General features: G+C 58.4%; 3 protein-coding genes. All 3 read right to left on the minus strand.

The features are described 5' to 3' along the window. Positions 1-59: 59 nt before the first annotated feature. From ACZ9HU_RS22400 to ACZ9HU_RS22410, 3 genes are read right to left on the minus strand one after another with little or no spacing between them, the layout of a single operon-like run. On the minus strand, positions 60-1,379 hold the full coding sequence (locus ACZ9HU_RS22400; protein ID WP_476108088.1) for a hypothetical protein: 1,320 nt from the start codon (positions 1,377-1,379) through the stop codon (positions 60-62). Next, positions 1,372-1,866 (minus strand): ABC-three component system middle component 2, encoded by a 495-nt coding sequence (locus ACZ9HU_RS22405; protein ID WP_476108089.1) that lies wholly within the window; start codon positions 1,864-1,866, stop codon positions 1,372-1,374. Before ACZ9HU_RS22405 ends, ACZ9HU_RS22400 begins: the two co-directional genes overlap by 8 nt. Next, positions 1,857-2,870, minus strand: a complete 1,014-nt coding sequence (locus ACZ9HU_RS22410; protein WP_476108090.1) for an ABC-three component system protein — start codon at positions 2,868-2,870, stop codon at positions 1,857-1,859. The genes ACZ9HU_RS22405 and ACZ9HU_RS22410 overlap by 10 nt, the downstream gene beginning before the upstream one ends. Positions 2,871-3,192 lie beyond the last annotated feature (322 nt).

The following is a 3,192-nucleotide window of genomic DNA, read 5'->3' on the forward strand; positions in this document are numbered from 1 at the left end:
CTTAAAATCTTCACTATGCTTCATCATCTCGTCGGTCTCCTGTTGCGAGCATAAAACGCTCAGGTGACCGGCACAAATCCGTTACAAGTCCACCGATTGTCCAAGTCGGATCTGAGCTTTTCGCACCGCACGCTGGCTCCGAGGAAGATGGTTCGCGCCGAGACCTCGCTCTGTGATGCCTGGACTCGGGCGAGACGCGCTTCGTTCAAGCTTTCAGTGGCCATGACGATGAGCCGTTCAACCTCGGCGATTTCGGCATCGGCATCGGCGGTCGCGGCAGCAAGGTCACGGGCCTCGGCCCGGATCTTTTCTATCTCCAGCTCAACGGCGTGTCGCTGCTCCTCGATGCCACCAAGGCCATGGTCGTGCTTTTGATGGTCGGGAGATGCGCCGCACAGCGGGCAATTGAACGTGGCAAAACGTTGCAGGAGGTAGCCGCCTTCCTCCAGGCCTTCCAGACGATCGATATCGGAGGCGTAGACGCGCGCGAGTTCATCGAACCGCACCTTTAGGGCATTCAATTCCGCGATCCGCGCCTGGTAGCCTTGAATATCATCAGAGAAGCGGCGTTCCTCGAGCGCTAGCTCGTCCAGACTGTTCTGGCGCTCCTCCACTGTTTCGAGAAGATCGGCCTTTTCTCGTTCAGCGGTCGCCAGATCGGTAATGACCGCATGGGTCTCAACGGTATCGTCGATCACTTTTCGTAGTTGCTCGGCCATCTGAGAGAGGAGCTCGATTTGTCCCTCCCTTGCAGCCTTGAGCTGATCTCCGGACCGCACTTGCGCGATCGAGGAGCCGTCCACACCGGTGAGGAGAAACTTGAGAAGCCCCTTGTCTTCCGAGGTAACAGTGGTGTTGTGCGCGAGCAGCAAGCTCTTTTCGTCAATCATCCTCGTTTCGTCGATGAGGAGGTAGCGCATAATGACGCGTAACGAGAACGACGCCTTTTCCGCTCGCTCGTTCTTCAAAAGCTGCGCTTCACGGTAGCCGACGCTCGAGAGCAGAAAGCGCGAGACGTTGGGCGAGCTGACGTGCTTTCGTGAGAACACCTCGTACCCAGGCGAGCCTTCACCAACGGTTTGGAAATGTCCGTCGGCCTTGTAGATGTCACCGCCCAAAGCGGATGAGCGCAAGGTGACTTTCTGATCGCCAGGAAGGGTGAGCCACAGGAGATAATTGTCCATGCCCTTGCCTTCGGGGGGCAGGGTCGGAAGTTCTCCGCCAAGGAGGTAGTCGATCGACTTGCGCACAAACGATTTGCCCGTGTTCGAAGCACCCCAGATGATGTTCACGCCCGACCTGAATTGAACCGAAACCGGTGTCCGCTCGGGACCGGTGAACATCAGTTGGTCGATGATGATCCTGCGCCGGTCAGACATTGCCTGCGGCCCTGTCGACGATCTCGTAAGACCAGCGTTCCAGGCCATCCTTCAGACCTTGGATGAAGACGTCGATACCTTGATCGGCGGCCTCCCGCGCCAGCCATTGAGCCGCTTCGGCGAGGCGGCGATTATAGGCGCTACCGAACAGATCGATCATTGCTGTTGCCGTTTCGTGCGCCCGGAACGCGATGCCGCTGCCAGCAAAGACCTGTTCGACAAGCGATGCGCGGGCCATGAGGAGTAGACCCTCTTCAACCAGGTGGCGGCGCACGAAATACTCGCCGGCACGGGCATTGATCTCTGGGTGAAGACTGGGTGGGCCGCCGGCGTCACCGGTATGGACGATGTAATAGTCCAGTAGCGACATGGTCGCGAGGTCGAAGGCCTGGGGGGCAAAGGTGTCGAGAATGAGAAGCGCCCGCACGCCTGCCTCGAGCGGCGTGTTAAAGAGTTGCGGTGGGGCAATGGGCAGGGTCAGGCCCACGGCATGCGTCCGACATTCGCGAAGTGGTGGCACGCGCCCTGTTTGACGCTGGGGGTGACGCGATTGTGCCGGCCGAGTGCTCCGGTAACCTGAGCGACGGAAGCGACCTCCATGATCTGCGTAAGCCTCTCATAAGGCGGTGCCATGCCCAGCGCGTGGTACCGATCGATCACGGTCTCGTGCACGTCCTCGTCGACGTTGTCGATCTGGCTGGCCGGCAGGTTATCGCGAAAATGGCGTCGAAACGCCTGACGTTCGAGGTACCGTCGACGGGCATTAACGATCTGGGGGCCGTAGATCACGTTGGCAACGACCTCCGAATAGGTTGCGAAACCTGTGCCGCTGGCCGCAGCGAACACCGCCACGAGCTGGGTGACATAAGCGGATTCTTCGTCGGCAACATCTTGCGGCACATCAGCAATTCGCACCCGTGGAGCTTCGCCTGGATCTATGTCGAGATGTTCGTGCAAGACGGCCCGCATCTGGGGCTTCTCCACCAACTCGCTTGCCTTCCAGAGCTCGACATTTTCGAACGCGTACGCGCGGATCGCCGTCGTGAGCGCCGGGGTCAGCGGACATGGCGTCGCAGAGATGCCGTTGAGGCAATAGGCATCCCAATGATTGATCAAGAAGTCTGCGATCAACGACGGCCGGTCGATCGCCTTCTTGACGTCCCGAACAGCCGAATTGGGGCAAACGAAAACGTATTTGGTCGGCAGCGTAAATTCGCCCTGATCCGAGTAGTGGAATATCTTGCCGAGCTCGATGACGAACTCGGCTTTTCCCAAAGGTGCCTTTAGGTGCTTGCACTGGTAGTTGTGCCAAGCGCCGTCGTACCGGCGATCCGAGAGGAAGCCGACGGCATCGCGCCCCATGTCCGCCGACGCGGTTGGACGCTCGAATCCCACATAGGTGCCTGAGACCTTTGCAAGCCACTTCTTGATCAGGTCTTCAAGCTCGCTGTCCGTTAAATTCAGGACTTGGCGATCTTCGTTGAATGGCATTTTTTATGCTTTCCCCCTCGCTCGCCAGAGACCTGACTGCAATTGCTTTTCTGATCAAGCCTTTTCAACTCTGTCTGCTCCTATCTGGCAAAAAGGGAGCTATCCTGTGACGTTGACTGTGGGCTCCCATGCAGCTCATTGCCAGCCTTGATCGCATGTTGGCAGGTGTGGATGTCCGGTTCTGACGAGACCTGCCGTTGGCGACTGCAATCTGGAATGACGGGAATGTCGAAGGGTTTCGGGCGCCGGCAGGCGTACGAAAGTCTTACAAGTACGACCCGCGGTGAGGTTTGCGCAGGTCTATGGGTAAAAGGGCTTTGGT

The organism is Novosphingobium sp. Sphag1I (assembly GCF_056279125.1).